Raw genomic sequence first — 17,629 nt, 5'->3', positions numbered from 1 at the left:
CTCTGTCGGAGCTCCGTTGCATTTGCAGCATCGACAGGTTCTTGACACACCCAAGCCAGCCCGCTAGCTAGGCGGCATTGGGGTTAGTCGCGTCTAGCCGGTGGAAGTGATGCTTGACAAGGAAGTCGCTGACCGCCCTGCCGATCTTCGCGCCTTCGACATCGGCGGAGCGGAAGTGTATGCCTCCCCAGATGCGGGCCTCGATGACCTCGGCGAGCGCCTGCGAGAAGCTGCGGTAGTGTCTCGTCGTGCCGGAGGCGATGCTGGTCGCGCCGAAGGCGATGTCGTCACGCCCGAAGAAATACTTGAGCGTGTTCATCGTCGCGCCGGAGTAGCAGGTGTGCCCGGATGTGTAGTCCGGGCTCGGCGGCGTGATAAGTAGCGGAGTCCAATTGGGGTCGCCCTCGGTCGCCGGATTGCCGTCGGTGTCGGCCAGCCGGACCGCGGTCACCGGCCGCCAGAAGTTCCACGTGCCCTTCTCGTTGAAACAGGCGGTGTTGGCGTCGGCGGCCGCCAGGGTCACCATCGCGAACATCCGCGCACTCTGCAGGACGTTGAGCCGCTGGCTCGACGCCAGTTGGCGGTTGATCTCCCATTGGGTGAGCCGGCGATCATGCCACCAGATGGCCGCGTCCGTCTGGTCGGGAGTGCGCACCGTGCTGTTCGCCGAGCCGATCACCTTGATCTCGTTGAAATCCCTCGCGTAGGTGTCGCCGGTGAGCGCGGGAGGGCCCGAGGTGCGGAACGTCGACGGGCCGGGGATGAAGAACGGCTTCAGATGTCCTGCCCACTGGCCGGCATTGCCAAAGGTGGGCGGCGTGGGGCGCCATTGGCCAGGCTCCGTCCCCACGGTAAATGGCTCATTGCCGAACGCCCCGTCGTTTTGCCGGGCGGCAATCGTGGTGTTGGCGGCTTGGGTGCCCACCGCGATCCCGTCCAGCTTCGCGCGGCCGTTGCGAATCTTATTGATGTAGTCCTCGTACTGGGCGCGCAGTCGCTCCTGCTGTGCCGGGAACAGAGCCACGAGCACCTGGTAAGCCGCTGTCGCGACCGCCGCGTCGGTGGACTCATATCCGCTGACCCGCGGTGCGGCGAGGAACGGCTGGTATGGCTTGCCGGCGATCGCGTTGACCGCGTCGTAGACGGCGGTCTGCGCCATGGCGAAGCTGCGGGCCTGGACCCACGGCGACTCGCCTGCGACGTCCCAAATGGCCGTTTGGGCGTTGGCGTTCCAGATGATGACCGAATTGGTGCTCGGGGGGAGAGAGTTTCCTTGTGCGGGCATCGACGTGACGGCGAACGTCCACATCAGCGCGGCAGCCGCAGCGGCAGCCACGTAACGGGTCGAGCGGCGCGTCCGATAGGGATGTTTCATGGGGGTCCCTTCGTCGGCGGGGGTTACCGCAAGTTGCATCGATGGGGCCGCGAAAATCGTAACACCCTGATCTTGGCCGGTTCCTCGGACGATTAGTGGAGCTAGGTGCTGTGACCGGGAAGGTTCGCCGGGTTAGCTGCTGTCGCATTTGGATGATCACGACATCCGATCCGACGGCTGGAGGCAAGGTGGCCGAGCCTGTCCGTGTACGCAGGTTGACCGACCAGGAAGGGCAGAAGCTGCAGCAGATCGTGCGCCGGGGCAGCACCAGCTCGGTGCGCTACCGGCGCGCGATGATGCTCCTGGCATCCGCCGGCGGCAACCGGGTCCCGGTGATCGCCCAGCTGGTCCAGGCCGACGAGGACACCGTCCGTGACGTGATCCACCGGTTCAACGAGATCGGCCTGGCGTGCCTGGACCCTCAATGGGCGGGAGGCCGTCCCCGCCTGCTCAGTCCTGACGACGAGGACTTCGTCGTCACGACGGCCACCACCCGCCCGGCCAAGCTCGGCCAGCCCTTCACCCGCTGGTCGCTGCGCAAACTCGCTGCCTACCTGCGCAGAGTCCACGGCAGGGTCATCCGCATCGGCCGCGAAGCCCTGCGTCGCCTGCTCGCCCGCCGCGGCGTCACGTTCCAGCGCACCAAGACGTGGAAGGAGTCCCCGGACCCCGACCGCGACGCCAAGCTCGACCGGATCGAAGAGGTGTTGGACCGGTTTCCGGAGCGGGTGTTTGCGTTCGACGAGTTCGGGCCGCTCGGGATCCGGCCCACGCCGGAGCAGGCTGGGCAGAGCAGGGACGCCCACAGCGGCTGCCGTCCACCTACCGCCGCACCCACGGCATCCGGTACTTCCACGGCTGCTACTCGGTCGGCGACAGGCTGTGGGGCGTCAACCGCCGCCGCAAGGGCACCACGAACACCCTGGCCGCAGTGAAGTCGATCCCGCGCCACCCGGCCCGACGGCGCCCCGATCTACGTGATCATGGACAACCTGTCCGCCCACAAGGGCGAGACGATCCGCCACTGGGCCCGCAAGAACCGCGTCGAGCTGTGCTTCACCCCGACCTACGCATCCTGGGCCAACCCGATCGAGGCCCACTTCGGCCCGCTGCGGCAGTTCACCATCGCCAACTCCCACCACCGCAACCACACCGCCCAAACCCGGGCCCTGCACGCCTACCTGCGCTGGCGCAACAACAACGCCCGCCACCCCGACGTACTGGCAGCCCAACGCCGCGAACGCGCCCGCGTCCGCAGCGAAAAGGGCATCCGCTGGGGCGGACGCCCACTCACCGCAGCGGCCTGACCAACCCGGCAAACGTATTCGGCCAGAGCACTAGGTGGTCCCGGCCGTTCACTGGGACGCCGTCCGGATCGGCTGTCGCGCAACGCCGAAATCCTGTTGTCCGAAAATCGTTCCGTTTCGGGAACGGTCGCGGTCGTATCGATAGCGGGGGCTGATCGAGAACGAACAACTCAATCATCCAAACTGGATCACCGGCACAGCGAGCGTCTCGGTCGCCGACCTGAGCGAGAACGATGCCCGGAGCTGGCGCCCGAATGGAAGTACTCGAGCGGAGCGCGCTCACACGCCGCCAATGGACGAGGTTGGGACGCTATCTTGCCGTGATGCGCAGTATCCTGGGCCGCCCGTCATGAGCGCGCGCCGTCGCAGTTATGGTCGTGGCTGTCCACTGTGGATTGTTGCTCAGCGGCCTTGCCGCCCTTATCGCCTGGAATATCGGCGAGAAACCAATCGACGCAAGTCTCGTCGCACCCGCCTGGTAGTACCGGATACGGCGACTTTGAGCGACGTGCGTGTACGGGAGGTGAGTCCTGCATCGTCCGAGGAGGGCTGGTCCGGGGCGCTGCCCGCACCGAGCCACTACACCTACCGCTGGGATCGCGTTGATTCGTGGCCTGGCGGCCTGGACGCGATCCACAAACGGCTCGGCGAGGCGGGCTGGAAGCTCGGCGACCGCGTCGGCGGCGATCTCCGCAACGTGTTCTGGGCGGCCCGCGACGGTCACCTACTGAGGGTGCTCGGCGGGGTCCGGAGCAGCAACGGAGCAGTGCGGATCGGCCGCACGTCATCGAAGCGCCTTCCAACTTGTCGGATGCTCGCCGAAGGATCCGCTGGTGGGGGCCCTCGATTCGATCCGAGATGCGCCTTGGTTGAACTCAAGTTTGCCCATGACAGCCTGGGCCGTTCCGAAAGGCTGATCCGTGGACCAGCAACGGAGCAGTGCAGGCCCATAGCGCATGCACCGTCGAAACGGTTAGGTGCGAGGAATACACGGCATGCGGCACGTTCGAGCAGCCAGCCTGTCCGATGTGGACGCGTCTGGCTCGGATGCAGGACAACAGATCGCCAGTCCAGAACCGAACCGTTAGTGGAAAGCATGTGTACTTGCGAGTGAATCTCCGCAAATGCCGAGCGTGCAAGCGCTCTCGATGACTGGCGCACCCGCTATGAGCACAACGAAAGCGGTGCCGCTCGCTCCCGACCAAACGCGTGGGGTCGGCGCTAAGCGATCTCCGATTGTTCATAGGGCATACCGGCAGGCAGGTCAGCGTCTCCACCGCGAGAACGCCTTATCCGGGTCGCGACGAGGGCGTGGGCAGCGGCTTCACGCCATTTGCAGAGCACGCGCCTCGGCCACAGCTTCGGCGATGGGGACGGCGTTGCGCACTGCCAGGCTCCCGGTCCAAAAATTCAGGAATGTGTGGCTGACATCTTCGGCGCCGAATCCCTGGATGAGGCAAGCTGTCCAATATGGATGGCCGGTTGCGGCAACGTTCCCGGCGCTTTACGCTAAGCGGTGGGCACGGATCGTGCCATTTAAGTTTCTTATGGAAGCGGGGGCAATGCTTCTCAAGAAATCCTCGGGTAGCCGTGCGCTGCTCAACAAGCTGGGTACCATGATCGCAGCGGCAATTGGCATGCTTGTTCTGGTGCCAGCTACTGCCTATGCTGCGGAAACGCCGCTCGGAGGAGAGGTTCGCACCGACTGCAGTTCATGTTGGACGAACTACACCGTCAACCGGACCGCGACTGGTATTCCCATCGAGTTCAGCCCATCGAACTTGCTGTACCAAGGCGGACCGGCTTCGGCGCTGAACCTGCGGCTCAATAACCTCAGTAACAGCGCGATCACCGGTAGCGTGATCTGGACGAGCACGGACTGGTGGAAGACGATCCACTCAAACCCGGCCAACGGTCTGCAGTTCCGGGTGGCCGCATGCTGTTACTCTTCGAGTGGCGGCGATGCTACCTGGGCTGGCACGCTTCGATACTGATCGAACCTGCGGGTGGCGGGCTTGTGTCCGTCACCCCTTACTATCTGCGGGGAGATGAGGAAGCAGGAACATGATCAGACGGAACATCGTCCATGTCGTGATGACCATAACGCTTCTTGCCGCCGGATGTGATTCGCCACGGCAAGACAATGGCCAGCAAACGTTCTTGGATCCGGGTGAGATGGCAGCCGAGTATTACCAGGAAACCGAGCGGCTGAAGCTGCCGCCGGGAGCGCAGTGGAAGCCGGCGCCTATTCTCCCCTCCTATCCTGATGGGAGTGGGGTGATGCGAGGCAACACATACGAGATCGGCTGGGGCAAGTCGACTGCTCAGGCGCGTTGGTACTGTGCATGGCTGTCCGAATGGGCGGACCAATACGGCAAGGATGCGGCTCGCACGGCCACCGCTCTTGAACAGCTTCGTAAACTGCCCACCATGGAGCAGTACACTCGATTCTCTGATGACGGCACACGCGTTCATTTCGACCAGCTATTGGCGAAGTTCGAGCTGGGCGATGTGTCGGCGGCGCACAACCATCTTCGGACGAATTGTGTGGACGCGGATTAGGCATCTGGCACGGGTCTTGCTGGCCTGCGGGTTGTTCGCCGTCGCCGGGTGCGATGCGACAGCTCCGGCGATTTCGCCGTCCACAATGGACCCGGCAGGCGGTGTGGTCAAGGTCAAGCGCGGTGACATCGTGTCCGTCGTGACGATCGACGCCGTCATTGAGGCGCGGCCAAGATATACGGTGTCGGCTCCGGTCGAGTCGGTGATCCGTCCGTCCGACGGGATGAACGCTGGCAGGCAGGTTTCCGCCGGCGCTGCGCTCGGCAGTGCCGATGGGCAGGAGCTCGTGGCGCCGGAAGACAGCGTGATCGTGCAGTGGCTCGTCCCAGCCGGTGCGAAGGTGAAGGCGCGCATCCCGGTGGTGGTGTTGCAGCACAACGGTTTTGGTGCACTTGCCAAGCTGCCCCCGGCGCACGCCTACCGAATGTATGACGGCCCCACGTCCGCAAAGTTGCAGATCATCGGCGGGCCAGGGCCCGCCGAATGCCGCCCGGTCGAGGCCGAGCAGCCCGCCATAGCTCCGGCGCCGCCCAATGCCGGGGGAGTTCCGTTGACCATCCTGTGCCTGCTGACCAAGGACGGCAAGGCGATCGCTGGTTTGTCGGCGATCGTCGCGCTTCACACGGCACAGCGGCGCGACGTGCTTGTCCTGCCCGTGGAAGCGGTCGCCGGTGACCAAACTCGAGGCAGCGTGGCTAAGGTGCTCGACGGCAAACCCGTGCTTACCGAGGTGAAGCTCGGGATTAGCGATGGCGTGATGATCGAGATCGTCGGCGGACTGGCCGAGGGCGACGCTGTCCTCGCGTTCGGGCCGAATCTACGAGTTCCGGTTTCATGAACGTCATCGAGGCCGACGGGCTGTGTCATGGTGTTTGGCTACCGGGCAGGCAAAGGCTGGACATCTTGCGTGGCGTGGAGCTTGCGGTGGCTGAGGGAGAGTCGGTGGCCATCACGGGGCGCTCCGGCTCCGGGAAGACCACACTGCTCGCACTGCTCGGTCTGCTCACCCCGGTCGGCGAGGGCACGCTTGCCATCGCGGGCCGGAACGTGACGAACCTATCCGACAGAAACAGAGCCCTATGGCGAAACGAGCACATCGGGTTTGTGTTTCAGAGTTACTCATTGGTACGCCACCTGTCCGCATATCGTAACGTCGAGCTCCCACTGCGATACGGCGAAGGGTTGCACTATCGGCAACGAGCGCAAAGAGTCGAGTCTGCCCTGGACTCTGTCGGGCTGCGAGATCGAGCCCGCAGCAAACCCCGTCAGCTATCCGGTGGCGAGCAGCAACGCGTGGCTATCGCGCGAGCATTGGTGCGCCACCCGGCCGTCATCCTGGCTGACGAGCCCACCGGCGCGCTCGACGTCGATACCGCATCAACGGTGTTGCGCACGCTGAGAACCGCCTGCCGTGAGCGCCGCACGACACTCGTCGTGGTGACCCACGACCCGCAGGTGGCCCAGGGCATGGACCGGGTCGTGCGGCTCATGGACGGCCGCCTCGCCTAGGCCATCGGAGGTCGGAAAATGCGTCACATCGCGGGACACGCACTCAGCGAACTACGGGCACACCCGTGGCGGGCGGCCCTGTCCGGACTCAGCTTGATGGTCGGTGCGCTCGCCATCGTCGCCATCAACATGCTCAGCCTGATCACGGCGGAGGTTTTCATTGCAGCGGCGGAACAGCAGGATGGCCGGGCCGCGACCTTCGGCGCCCGCCTCCAGCTCGGCGTGACCCAACCGGATCAGCTCCGTGCCGCCCTACTCGCAACCACGCCGGTCACCGTCGGCGGCGGTGCCGCCGCCATCGTCGCCGAGCCGTCCATCCGGACCGGAGCCGGGCGGCCCGAAGACCCAATCGGTACCCCGTTGTCCTTTCAGGAGATGCGGCTCATCGCCGGAGAGTTGAGCCGGGTCAAACGGTTGCCGGTCTTACAGGGCCGATGGCTCGCGGAGGATTCCGCCGGCGCGGTCGAGCTGCTGTTCAATCAGGCCGCCGTGCGACGCTGGGGTGGTGTCGGGACAGTTCTGCGGCTGAAGGTAACAAACGATCAGCCCGCCATCACGGCCGCCGGCGTGGGGATCATCGCGGACGGTGGCGGAGATCCGCGGATTTACGCGAGCCTGCCCGCCCTGCTGAGGCTGCGACCAGCGGTACTCGCCGACACAGAAGTCCGCCTGCTGATCCACCATCCCACTGCCGATATCGGTACCCTCACGGGCATCGCCAACCGGGTGGCCTTGGCCGCAGGCGGAAGGCTGGACGGCAATCTTGTTCGCGCGGACCAGACGGCATACCTTCTCGAACAGCTGAAATCGCAGCGGCTGGCCTTCTCGGCGGTCGCCGCGGTGGCGTTGGCGATCGCCGCTCTGGGCATCTTGAACATCGGGCTTGCCAGCATCGGGGAGAGGACACGCGAGCTGGTCGTCCGGCGAGCGGTCGGGGCGACCCGCACAGCGATCGTTGGGCAGATTCTGCTCGCGGCGATTGCGGTTGGCCTGATAAGTGCGGCGGGCGCCATCGGTCTGGCCATAGTCGGGGCACAATGGTGGGTTCCCACGCAGATAGATCCGGCCACGGCCATTGAACCGCCTGGCGTCCCGTGGTTTGCCGTCGCCACTGGCGTTCTCGCCACGACAGCCGCCACGCTTGCGGGATCGATTATCCCAGCTGTAGTCGCGGCCCGGCTCGACGTGGCCACCGCGCTTCGGGACTGATGATATGGCCCGCGGAATCCTCGCCGATCCTACGACTCCGCTTGGGAGGAAGGGTTCAGATCTCTCAAGCGAGAGACAGACACCTGCTGGCGAACATCTCGATTGCAACAGCCTTACGCAATTCCGTGAACGCCGCCCACGCCGCGGTCAGGAGCCTGCGCCGGAGCGGGTGAGCCACCGCGTCACAGCGGCCGTCAGTCGGCGAACCCAGCCAACTTCGGTTGGTGCTGCTATCGCTGCCCAGCATGCAGCGTCACCGTCGGCTGGCAGAGGTCGACTACGAAGGCGGTTCCACATCTACCACGACGACCTTCTCCAACTGGTAGCTATTAAGATCAGGTAGCACCCAGCCCTGCCCAGCGCGGGTCCGGTGGAACCGGAACGTGCCGTTGGTCCTGTTGGTGGCGACCACGCACCGCACCGCAATTGGCTGGTCCAAGGCGGCCACCAACCGGCAGACCTCCAGCGCGAACGCCACGCCGTGACGCAGCAACACGAGCTGGTCGCTGTCGGATATCCATGGTTGGCCGTCGTCGGAGACGACGACATCGACCGGAACGAGGTCCTCCAGGTGGAAGCTGTTGACGAAGCACTCCCAACCGGTCATGTCAGGGAAATTGCCAGGAGGTGGCTGCGCCCACTGCGCACCGTCGGTCCAGACCACCACTTCGCCGCGAAGCTCGATACCGTTGGCGATCATCGACTGCAAGGCCGGTGTGATCCCATCCGGCGGCATCATCGACGCCAGTCCCGACAGCACATCGAGCCCTGATGCAGCAGCATCGTTCATCCGTATCGCAAGCACTGACACATGATCTCAACCGAGCACGGACGGTCAGCACTGCGCTGCAAGGGATCATCGCGGCGTTCACGTACAACCTCAAGGATGCCCGTGGGCCGGTGGATGTGGCTGAGCGCCTGGCCGGGCGTTGCCGAACAGTGACTGCCGGGATGTCTCCGCACTGGAATCCACCCGTGCTGCCCTCACCACCCGCGCCAGCTCCTGCGGGATTACTCCGCTTCTACGTCATCATCGTCGACATCGTCGAAGCTGGCCTGCGCCACCAGGGCGAATAGTCGAGGCAGCCGCACCCGCATCTGGTCGTCATCGTCGAAGTCGAAGTCCTCACCGGCAGGCCCGCTGTCGTGCGCATCGGGCCGGGTTACCTCGACGCTGCTGACCGCATCCCAAAACCCGTGGTAATCACCCGTCACCTGCTCATATGCCGCCGACGCCACTCCGAGGACCGATTCTCCTTCCGCCGCGCCGAACATCTCCACGAACGGCACCGTGACGATCGCGGCGAGCGAGTCAGGCTCGGCCAGCGCCGCTTGCCATACCTTGTGTCCCTGCGCGATCAGCCAGCCACGGAAGTAATCGAATCCGTCGTCGGAGCAGCCGCCATTGATCAGATATGCCGCGGCCCACAGATCCCGCCGATACGACTCTCGCAGCAACCCGTCGAGCACGTGATGGAATTCGACAATTTCCGCTGGAGACAGCGTCACCAGACGGTCAACCATCGCCTCAGCGATATTGTCGACATCAATCAATGAGTCGCTCACCTGGTCGCGGGAGGCTTCCACTACCTGCCAAAAGGTGTCTTGCTGCACAGCCACGAGCCTGCCACAGCCCTCCGGACGGGCCCGCTTCGCCTGGCGCGTCTGATCGCCAAGTCGAGCCGCATTGGAAAATGATCTCAATCAGTCTGGAAGAGTCCATCGGGCATTCACCCACCTGTCCAGGTCAGAACACTTTCTTCGGTGCACCGAGGGCGCGGGCTAGGCCGTCGTGGGCGCAGGCCTGATCTGCAGGTTGGGCGAGATTGATCGCGTGTTGTAGCGCTTATACCAGCAGATGCTCGACCTGGCGCACGAGCTTGGCAACGGCAACTGGCTGTTTGAAGCCTTGCAAGGCCTGGGCCGTCTCCATCACGCCACTGGCCATCCCAATCCCGCCCTGACCCACCATCATCCGCAATCGGTGGCTTGCTCATAGCGGCTTAGCGCCAGGAGGGCGTCCGCTAGGCCGACCAGTGCGGCCAGTTCGCTGTCGTGGTTGCCGGTGTCGTGAGCGATCCGTGACGCCTGCCCGTAATGTTCGGCGGCCTGCTGAAGACGGCCCTGCAGACGGTGAATGTCGCCGAGGCCGACCCGTGCGTACGATTCGCCGTCGCGGATACTGGTGCCACGGGCCATTTGCAGCGCCCGTCCGAAGTGGTCGGCGGCCAGTTGTAAACGGCTCTGCATCTGCCGGACTTCGCCGATGCGGATCAGCGCGTCCAATTGGGCCAGCTGGTTACCGAAGCCGCAGGCGAGGTTGAGGGCCCGTTGGTGCAATGCCTCCGCCTCCTGGTAACGGCCACGAATGATCAGGTGCCGGTGCAGCAGGGCCGACATGTGTAACAGGTGTTCGGGCCAAGCGTTGTCCGCGGTATACCCTGTGGCAGCGAGCAAGTTGGCCAGTTCGATGTCCAGCCATTGGGCAGCCCTGCGTCGATCGGACAGATCCGGTGCCGGGCCGCCGGTCGCCGGGACAGCCGGACGACGCCCCCGCTCGTAGGGATGGGTGAGGTCCATGGCGGTGGCCGTGTTCTGCAGATAGAAGTCCAATAACCGCCCGGCAGCCGCTCGCCATATCGTGTCTGCGTCGAGGTTGGCGGTCAAAGTCTGGGCGTACACGCGAATCAGGTCGTGCATCCGATACCGGCGGTAGACCGGCTCTTCGAGCAGATGGTCGCACCGGGGTTTGCCCTGGGGTGTGGGCGCGCAGATCGACGAACAACTGCCGATCACCGAACCGATCGGTGAGCCTGTGCGCCACATGCACAGCCAAGGTGGTCTTACCCACGCCGGGCATGCCATCGATGGCATGGATCGTGATCACCCCACCAGCCTGGGCGGCATCGGCGACCTCGGCGGTGATCTGCTCGAGTTCCTTGTCCCGGCCCACGAACAGAGCCTGATCGGCCGGCAGCGTGCACCGCACCGGCCGAACCATTGAGGTCACCGATGGTACGCCGTCCACCCGCGGTTCAGGTGAAGGCACAGGCGACAGTATGGCTGCGGCGATACGCCGCTGGGCGGCCACCCACCGGGCCACCTCATGTTGATCGCCGCCGCAGGCACACACTAACGCGAGCACCAGCTCCTCCCGGGGCAGCGCATTCCGGTTGAGCACCGCTGTGATCGTGCTGCGCGGCAGCACCTGCCCAGCTGCCGCGGCACGGCGCTCCAGCCTCCGGAAGCCATGCCAGACCAGGCTTTCAACCGCCGCAATGCGCCCACGAACTCGGCAGCTGTGCCCGCCGCACCAGGATCGGGCCGACCGTTTCCCTCAGGAGATTCAGCCACTGCACCACCACCCCGGTCACCCCATCCGCCAGCCTCAGCATAGTAGCCATCGACACCCTTGGCTGCGTCACAAAGCTGAAACTCCAGAGCGGACCGGGACAGTCCCGCGCCGCCCGGACCACTCGCGGGCGTCCCTTGCCCCGCCTGAAGCTGAACGCCGACACCAACTGGCAGCGCCAGCTCGGACCGAACGAGTAACCCGGCCAACCCGAAAGAAAGGTAGTGAATCTCCGTGAACAGAATCAGAGGCATCATGGCGTCGATCTCGATAGCCGGGCTATGCCTGGCCACCGGATTCCTCATCACCAGCGCCGCGGCGGCTACCGACCAAACGGCCAACCCGCCGAGCATCAACGCTGTTGCCGTCACAGCCAGGTACAGCCCGCTCGGCGCCACCGCCAACGGGCCCTCCGGCCCCGCGACGGCCAGGTTCACCGCGACGCCGTACTGCTGCCCGTCCACCGCCGTCGTGCTCACCCCGACCCAGATCTCGGCCGAGACAGACTTCCAGTGGATGCATCTCGGTCTGCCCTGGGACAACACCTCGGTCAACGCTGTGACCGTGTGCTACGCCATCAGCCCCACGGCAGCAGCCGGGCGCACCTACATCAGCCAAACCCGGTTGACCAGCATGACCACACCCAACTCGGCACTGGTCATGCTCGACGACGGCACCGACCGCACCACGCTCGGCCCGCTCTGCTACACCGTGCCCGCCAGCTTCACCCCGGCAGGCACGCTCACGCTGGGACTGAAAGTGGTCTTCGGCAGCACCAGCGACCGCATCACGATAGGCATGGTCAGCATCAGCGGCATGTCCTAACAGCAACTCCAGAATCGATACAACGGTCGGCTGCAGCAACCCGCAGCCGACCGCCGTGACGTCCTCCACCACGATAAATTCCTCGGCCCGTCCCCCGCATGCACACGTCGGCCACCTTCTGATCTTGCAGGCCGACCCAACACCCCGCCACGGTTCGGGCTGCCTCTCCGACAGCACGAACGAAACGCTTGACGTCCCGGGCCCCGCCGCTGACACCACAATCGTTCTCGTCCGCTACAAACGTCCGAGCTCCGGTCCGCTGACCCCACCCGCAGAAAGGAACATGCCCGTCAGATCGCTTGTGGCATCCTGCGAACTGAGTCAGGCCGTCGGCGCAGCTCCTATCAGTACACCGCCAAGGTCGCCGTGGCCGAGCTGGTTGCGCTCACACGTAGATGACGATGCAGGCGGGCGCGTGGTGCCCGGCATGTACCTCGAATGTCGTTTTATCTGTGGTGACCATCGCCTCGATGGTGGAGATCACCACGGCTGATCCCGCGGGCCTGGATGCCACTGTCAGCAAAAGCTTTAGCTGTGCCATCTGGCCGCTCAACCTTGCCATGTCATGAGGACGCTGGGGCGGCAGCGGCAATACGCCGCTCTGGCTGTCGGCGGGCGTTCCTCGGTCGAGGGCGATCGACCTGGCACCGGCAGCGGCTGACCCGCCCCGCCCTTGTCTGGCACGACCCGTCACCTCCCGGACCGGCGGCGTAGACGCCGACGATGGCCAGGGCTGTGACGTGCCTGCGGCGATACGCCGCCGGGCAGCCACCCACCGGCCCGCGTCGTTCTGGTCGCCGCCGCAAGCCCGGACCAGCGCGACCACCAATTCTTCCCGCGGCAACACCTCCCGCTTTAACGCCGCGGTGATCGTGCTGCGCGGCAGTACCATCCCCAGGTTGGCAGCGCGTTTTTCCAACCGCCGAAAGCCTACACCCGCCCAGCTCCTCAACTGCCGCAACGCTTCCACGAACCCGGCGGCCGTGGCCACGGCGTGCGGATCGGGACGCCCATCACCGGCTGCCGTCTCAGAACTCGGATACGGCAACGCGCCGGCGCCAGTGCGGCGGTGTGGTGCCATGGTTGTCTCCTTGCATCGTGGAGGTTTGGCCTCGGCCGGCAGGGATCTGGTGGAAAGCTATGCCTGTGCGGTGGATTGGCCCAGGCAACCGGGAGGCATCTGGCAGGCAAACGCTCGCCACATATCGATGGTGGACGCTATTTTGGTGGAGTGTTCGCAGCAGCGGTGGTGGCATACCGCCGACGACTCGGCTTGACCCAGGAGGAACTGGCTGAGCGGGCGGGGTTGGGAGTACGTACGGTCCGTTACCTGGAGTCTGGCCGCGCTGGCAGGCCACGGCCGGCCACGATCCGTGTGCTGGCCGATGCGCTCGGGTTGCAGGGAGATCAACGTGTCCAGTTTCTAGTCGATGCTGCCGCGGCAACGGAAGTAGCGGAGCCCGTAACGGTGGCTACCGTGCAGCCCGCGCAGCTACCGGCGGATATCGCAGAGTTCAGTGGGCGTGGCCAGGAGATTCGCCGCCTGGACCACCTGCTGGCAACGCTCGGCCAGAGGCCACCAGTGCCCGTTGTCATCTGCGGGGCAGCCGGGGTTGGCAAGACCGCCCTGGCGATACATTGGGCGCATCATGTCAGTGAACGCTTCCCCGACGGCCAGCTCTACCTCAACCTGCGCGGCTTCTCCCCGACCGAACCCATGCCGCCGGCGCAAGCCTTGTCGCATATGCTGACCAGCCTGGGGGTTCCCGCCGAGCAGATTGCGCCTGATCTGGACGCAGCCGCCGCAATGTATCGCAGCATCATCGCTCGACGGCGGATGCTCATCGTGTTGGACAATGCGCTTTCTCCCGCGCAAGTGCGGGCGCTGCTGCCCCCGGGGCGCCGGAACCTGACGTTGATCACGAGCCGGACCGGTTTCGGCGGGTTGGCGGCCTTGGAGGGTGCCCAACGAATCGCGTTGGAACCCTTGTCTACCGCAGAGGCTGCGTTACTTCTGGCCAGGCTGATCGGTGGTCAGCGGCTACGCGCCCTCCGGCGGATCGCCTTCATGCTGATCGAGGCATGCGGCAGGATGCCGCTGGCATTGCGCATCGCGGCAGCCAACCTCTCCGATTTCGGCCTCGACCTGAACGACTACGTGCAGCAGTTGGCAACCAACAGACTGGCCGCCCTGCAAGTCGTCGGCGATGACCAGGCCGCAGTTGGTGCCGCGTTTGCCTTTTCCTACCAACGACTCGACCCGGCGACCCAACGACTGTTCCGCCTGATCGGCGTCGATCCCAGCGTTGACACCACAGCACCGGCAGCCGCGGCATTGGCCGACCTGCCCATCGAGGAGACGCGACGCCTACTGGACATCCTCCACGACGCGCATCTGCTCCACCGCCGCGGCGACCGCTACGCCGGCCATGACCTGATCCGCCTGTGCGCCGCAGACATCGCCCAGCGGGAAGAACCCGCACCGGCCCGTCAAGCCGCCATACAACGACTGCTGCAGCACTACCACAATCGCGTCGATGCCGCCGCGCAACTGCTATACCCCCACCTTCTGCGGCTACCCGGCACCACAACACAGCCGGCAACCCACTTCGACGACGCCTGCCGGGCACTGGCCTGGCTGGACGCCGAACACCTCAACCTCGTCGCCGTCGCGGTCCACGCCGGGCAGCATGGCCCCCGACCGGCCGCCTGGTCACTGGCCGACGGCCTGCGCGGCTATTTCAGCAACCGCATGCACGCCGTCAGCTGGCAGACCACCGCAGACGCGGCGCTGGCCGCGGCTCAACATGACGACAACGCACATGCCCAGGCCAGCGCCCAACTAAGTCTCGGCGTGCTGCACTGGCGCCAAGACCACCCTGACCAGGCCGTCCAGCACTTTCAGTTGGCGATGGCCGCTGCCCGGCGAGCCGACTGGGCCGACGGGGAAGCTGCAATCCTCGCGAGCAGCAGCGCCCAGTGCAGTGAGCAAGGCAATTTCGATGCCGCCATCAGCCAACTCCACGAAGCCTTGACCCTGAACCAGCGCACCGGCCGCGTCGCCGGGCAGGCCACCGTCCTGGCCAACCTCGGCCTTACCCACCTCATGATGGGTCGCTTCGACCTGGCCATCAAGAGCCTCGAGGACGCACTCGCAATACATGACATCCTGGGCTTCCCAGCGATGAAAGCCACCTCACGGACCCACCTGGCCCTGGCATACCACCTGCTCGGCCGTACCGAGAAGGCCATCGCGCACCTGGCCACGGCACGCGACCTGCATCGCCAAAACGGCAACCGCGCCGAGGAGGCCGAAACGCTCGCCGTTCTCGCTATGATCCACTCAGCTACAGAAAACAACCGTCACGCCATAGAACTAGCGTCCGCGGCCGTCAACCTGATTCGGCAAAGCGGACACCGCAACTATCAGGTTGCCGTCGCACTCAACGCCCTCGCCGAGGCCTACCACCGTATCGGCAACCCTGAGCAGGCACTCAAGACCCGCCTCGAGGCCTACCAGACAGCTATGCAAAGCCAGGAACGCTATCTCACAATCGCCACGCTCATCGGCCTGGCCTCCGATCGTCGGCACCTGGGCCGCCTCGCCGAGGCCACCAACGACATCCAGCAGGCGCTGATGCAAGCGCAGACATCAGGCTGGCGCCATCTGCAGGCCTATGCCCTCAGCGTCCTGGCCGCCGTCCACCACGATCTCGGCGAGTCCGATCAAGCACGCCAGACCGCGAGCCAGGCCGACGCGATCCATACCCAAACCGGCTACCGGCTCCACCTGTCCCGCGCAGACTTCCACATCCGGCTCGATACCCGCCGATGGGTGACCTCCGCCCTTGCCTCACCCAGAGGGGATAAGAGGGCATTGCGCGATCTCATGCTCGATGCCGGGGACATGCTGGCGTTCGTCACCCACGCCCCCACGACGTCAACGCCTCCACGCGAGCAGGTCATCGGTATGGCAATGGCAGCCTCGGCCTTCGCCGCCGCCGACTCACTCCACGAAGATTGGATCCGCCAAGCAGTGGCCGACACATTTATCGGGTTCAACAACAAGTGGGATACCGCCATCGGGGACCAGCTGACGCCACCGCAAAGAAACTCCCACATGTCACGCCCTGGTGTTAAACGGATAGCCGATATCCTTGTCGCCATAAATCCACACCTACACCTGGCATTAGACGCCCCCTACGGGCGGCTAAACCCTCGGACCCTTGCTCTTCGATACAACGAAATTCGATCGCGCCATACGAGTTCGAAAAGAACTACTACAAGCCATATGCGGTCACCCGACGAAAAGTGAACACAGGCGCCTCGAGCGGTACCTTGCGGCGCATCTCGGGAGCCGCGAAACGCTCGGATCTGGTCGGTGACGCCGGATACGATTACAGCGCCTCGCACTCGCGTAGCTTCTGGGGCATGCGCCGGTACCTGGTGTGCACCGTGGAAGGGCATGCCGGTCACCTGGCGCCTTGGCCAACCCGAAGCTCGGCGAGCGGGAGGTGATAACCGCCCTGCTCGGAGTCGACCATCACCTCATCACGGTCGGGCAGATTATCCTGGCCAACAAGGGCTTCGCCCGGGGGGCGAGGTGGAAACCTTGCTCGACGGCCTGGGTACGCACCTGGTCCGCCCCGGCCCGTAAGAACACCGCCGACCCGGTCCCGACCGGACGTCGCTTGTTACGTATGCGCCAGTGGATCGAAGCAATCTTGGACACGTTGAAAGGCCAACTGTACTTGGGCCAACAACACGGGGCACACATACCGGAGGCGGCATCTACGCTCGGATCGGCTAACGCTTGCTGGCCATGGCCGCCTGCACCTGGCACAACACCAACGCCGGTGTACCCCACAAGAGATCACTCATCGCCTACGACCAATTAGCCAGCCCAAACTTCGGACTCGTTCATCGAGTGGTCATCGACCAGCTTGTCTGTGCCGCGAAAGCGAGTGACTCCATATATGAAGCCGCAGCGGACATGGCCGCGACGGTCCCGGATCACCGAGCCTCTCGCCCGCCACCGGTCAGCAGCGCGAACCTAACCGAGGTGTACCGCGCCTATGCGGGCACCGGCACTTCGATCGAAGGAGACAACGAATGGGCATTCGATCCGCCTGCGGCGTCCTCGGCCGACTGGTCGTGGTCACCACCTTGTCCCTTGCTGGATCCGTGATAGCAGCCGGTACGGCACAAGCCACCGTCGTACCAGCCGCCGGTCTAACTCCGACCATGACCAAGTCAAACAGCGACAACTGTTCGGACGCTTTTGCGGCGCGATAAATTGCTATGACGCCTCGACTCGGCCGCAGTTGCCCATTTACGTTGCTGGGAATGCTAGTGTGCCGTCTCAGTTTTGAATAGACAGTTGTGTAGTATTCGATGTCATGACTGCTGCTGCCGATCCGTTACCGGTATCCGATGGTGAGCGGGAAGTGCTGGATTCCCTTGCCCGGTCGCAGACCGCGCCGTTTCGGA

The 17,629-nt window shown here is 64.8% G+C and carries 14 protein-coding genes and 2 pseudogenes; 10 read left to right on the top strand and 6 right to left on the bottom strand.

All coding sequences use genetic code 11. From position 1 onward, the window contains the following. Positions 1-67 precede the first annotated feature (67 nt). Positions 68-1,375, bottom strand: a complete 1,308-nt coding sequence (locus DM816_RS08430; RefSeq protein ID WP_246001711.1) for a vanadium-dependent haloperoxidase — start codon at positions 1,373-1,375, stop codon at positions 68-70. A 188-nt stretch (positions 1,376-1,563) separates the two neighbouring features. On the opposite strand from DM816_RS08430, the pseudogene DM816_RS08425 reads away from it, so the two are divergent. The 6 genes and pseudogenes from DM816_RS08425 (at position 1,564) to DM816_RS08400 (ending at position 7,962) form a co-directional block, all read left to right on the top strand. Further along, positions 1,564-2,682: pseudogene (locus DM816_RS08425) on the top strand (IS630 family transposase). A gap of 1,451 nt (positions 2,683-4,133) precedes the next feature. Further along, complete coding sequence (locus DM816_RS42320) at positions 4,134-4,676, top strand: hypothetical protein (protein WP_162907247.1); 543 nt, start codon at positions 4,134-4,136, stop codon at positions 4,674-4,676. A gap of 70 nt (positions 4,677-4,746) precedes the next feature. Further along, entirely contained in the window at positions 4,747-5,244 is a 498-nt protein-coding gene (locus DM816_RS08415; RefSeq protein WP_117209586.1) for a hypothetical protein, read from the top strand. Between the two features lie 103 nt (positions 5,245-5,347). Continuing rightward, positions 5,348-6,082: an efflux RND transporter periplasmic adaptor subunit gene (locus DM816_RS08410; protein ID WP_162907246.1), complete on the top strand. Its 735-nt coding sequence runs from the start codon at positions 5,348-5,350 to the stop codon at positions 6,080-6,082. A gap of 65 nt (positions 6,083-6,147) precedes the next feature. Further along, entirely contained in the window at positions 6,148-6,753 is a 606-nt protein-coding gene (locus DM816_RS08405) for an ABC transporter ATP-binding protein (RefSeq protein ID WP_425455228.1), read from the top strand. 18 nt (positions 6,754-6,771) lie between these two features. Then, entirely contained in the window at positions 6,772-7,962 is a 1,191-nt protein-coding gene (locus DM816_RS08400; protein WP_117209583.1) for an ABC transporter permease, read from the top strand. A 277-nt stretch (positions 7,963-8,239) separates the two neighbouring features. Here DM816_RS08400 and DM816_RS08395 read toward each other — a convergent pair whose 3' ends face one another. The 3 genes from DM816_RS08395 to DM816_RS08385 form a co-directional block, all read right to left on the bottom strand. Continuing rightward, on the bottom strand, positions 8,240-8,752 hold the full coding sequence (locus tag DM816_RS08395; protein ID WP_162907245.1) for a hypothetical protein: 513 nt from the start codon (positions 8,750-8,752) through the stop codon (positions 8,240-8,242). 221 nt (positions 8,753-8,973) lie between these two features. Then, positions 8,974-9,576: a DUF4240 domain-containing protein gene (locus DM816_RS08390; protein ID WP_117209612.1), complete on the bottom strand. Its 603-nt coding sequence runs from the start codon at positions 9,574-9,576 to the stop codon at positions 8,974-8,976. Positions 9,577-9,933: 357 nt separating this feature from the next. Then, positions 9,934-10,662 carry a tetratricopeptide repeat protein gene (locus tag DM816_RS08385; protein ID WP_162907244.1) on the bottom strand — a complete coding sequence of 243 codons (729 nt, stop codon included), beginning with the start codon at positions 10,660-10,662 and terminating at the stop codon, positions 9,934-9,936. Between the two features lie 61 nt (positions 10,663-10,723). On the opposite strand from DM816_RS08385, the gene DM816_RS08380 reads away from it, so the two are divergent. Continuing rightward, on the top strand, positions 10,724-10,966 hold the full coding sequence (locus DM816_RS08380) for a hypothetical protein (RefSeq protein WP_162907243.1): 243 nt from the start codon (positions 10,724-10,726) through the stop codon (positions 10,964-10,966). Positions 10,967-11,228: 262 nt separating this feature from the next. Here DM816_RS08380 and DM816_RS42315 read toward each other — a convergent pair whose 3' ends face one another. Further along, on the bottom strand, positions 11,229-11,366 hold the full coding sequence (locus DM816_RS42315) for a hypothetical protein (protein ID WP_162907242.1): 138 nt from the start codon (positions 11,364-11,366) through the stop codon (positions 11,229-11,231). A 182-nt stretch (positions 11,367-11,548) separates the two neighbouring features. Between DM816_RS42315 and DM816_RS08375 the strand changes: the two genes are divergently transcribed. Next, entirely contained in the window at positions 11,549-12,139 is a 591-nt protein-coding gene (locus tag DM816_RS08375) for a hypothetical protein (protein WP_162907241.1), read from the top strand. 385 nt (positions 12,140-12,524) lie between these two features. On the opposite strand, the gene DM816_RS08370 is transcribed toward DM816_RS08375, so the two are convergent. After that, positions 12,525-13,220, bottom strand: a complete 696-nt coding sequence (locus DM816_RS08370) for a hypothetical protein (protein WP_162907240.1) — start codon at positions 13,218-13,220, stop codon at positions 12,525-12,527. Here DM816_RS08370 and DM816_RS08365 point away from each other — a divergent pair. Together DM816_RS08365 and DM816_RS44265 are read left to right on the top strand one after the other, a co-directional pair. Further along, positions 13,134-16,454: a tetratricopeptide repeat protein gene (locus tag DM816_RS08365; protein ID WP_117209577.1), complete on the top strand. Its 3,321-nt coding sequence runs from the start codon at positions 13,134-13,136 to the stop codon at positions 16,452-16,454. The genes DM816_RS08370 and DM816_RS08365 overlap by 87 nt on opposite strands. A gap of 18 nt (positions 16,455-16,472) precedes the next feature. Beyond that, a pseudogene (locus tag DM816_RS44265) lies at positions 16,473-17,030 on the top strand (transposase family protein); the annotation flags it as partial. Between the last annotated feature and the right edge of the window lie 599 nt (positions 17,031-17,629).

The organism is Allorhizocola rhizosphaerae, assembly GCF_003426775.1.
GTDB classification, from domain to species: domain Bacteria; phylum Actinomycetota; class Actinomycetes; order Mycobacteriales; family Micromonosporaceae; genus Allorhizocola; species Allorhizocola rhizosphaerae.
Note: the sequence above shows the minus strand (reverse complement) of the source record. Positions and strands in the feature narration are given on the sequence as shown.

What these genes read in the sequence shown, in the direction of transcription:
- DM816_RS08430 (WP_246001711.1), bottom strand. Translation starts at nt 1,375, where the DNA reads ATGAAACATCCCTATCGGACGCGCCGCTCGACCCGTTACGTGGCTGCC.
- DM816_RS42320 (WP_162907247.1), top strand. Translation starts at nt 4,134, where the DNA reads ATGAGGCAAGCTGTCCAATATGGATGGCCGGTTGCGGCAACGTTCCCG.
- DM816_RS08415 (WP_117209586.1), top strand. Translation starts at nt 4,747, where the DNA reads ATGATCAGACGGAACATCGTCCATGTCGTGATGACCATAACGCTTCTT.
- DM816_RS08400 (WP_117209583.1), top strand. Translation starts at nt 6,772, where the DNA reads ATGCGTCACATCGCGGGACACGCACTCAGCGAACTACGGGCACACCCG.
- DM816_RS08395 (WP_162907245.1), bottom strand. Translation starts at nt 8,752, where the DNA reads ATGAACGATGCTGCTGCATCAGGGCTCGATGTGCTGTCGGGACTGGCG.
- DM816_RS08385 (WP_162907244.1), bottom strand. Translation starts at nt 10,662, where the DNA reads ATGCACGACCTGATTCGCGTGTACGCCCAGACTTTGACCGCCAACCTC.
- DM816_RS42315 (WP_162907242.1), bottom strand. Translation starts at nt 11,366, where the DNA reads ATGGCTACTATGCTGAGGCTGGCGGATGGGGTGACCGGGGTGGTGGTG.
- DM816_RS08370 (WP_162907240.1), bottom strand. Translation starts at nt 13,220, where the DNA reads ATGGCACCACACCGCCGCACTGGCGCCGGCGCGTTGCCGTATCCGAGT.